Raw genomic sequence first — 302 nt, 5'->3', positions numbered from 1 at the left:
TGGTCGATGATGCGGTCCGCCGCCGACTTGGACACCCCGAAAAGCGGGGCGAGCTGGCGCATCGTCAAGTTCGTGCGCCAGTACGCCGCGACCAGCAGAGCCCGGTCCTCCAGCGGGAGGCTCCACGGCCGGCCCCTGCGGACCGCATCCGCACCCTCGCGCCGCAGTACGGTCACCAGCTTGCCGAACAGGCGAGGGCTCAGCCCCGTGAACGGGGCTATCCAGGACGGCTCCGACGCCGTGATCACACCAGCCACATCAAGATCATCTCACCCGTGACCCGCAGTTACGGGACAGCCCTT

At 68.2% G+C, this 302-nt stretch carries 1 protein-coding gene; it reads right to left on the bottom strand.

What is annotated here, in order from left to right:
* Positions 1–257, bottom strand: a 257-nt coding sequence (locus RB628_RS41880) for a transposase family protein (protein WP_318325825.1), incomplete at its 3' end; no start/stop codon positions are given.
* Positions 258–302 lie beyond the last annotated feature (45 nt).

The sequence above is a fragment of the Streptomyces sp. ADMS genome, assembly GCF_033441795.1.
In the GTDB taxonomy this organism is placed as follows: domain Bacteria; phylum Actinomycetota; class Actinomycetes; order Streptomycetales; family Streptomycetaceae; genus Streptomyces.
Note: the sequence above shows the minus strand (reverse complement) of the source record. Positions and strands in the feature narration are given on the sequence as shown.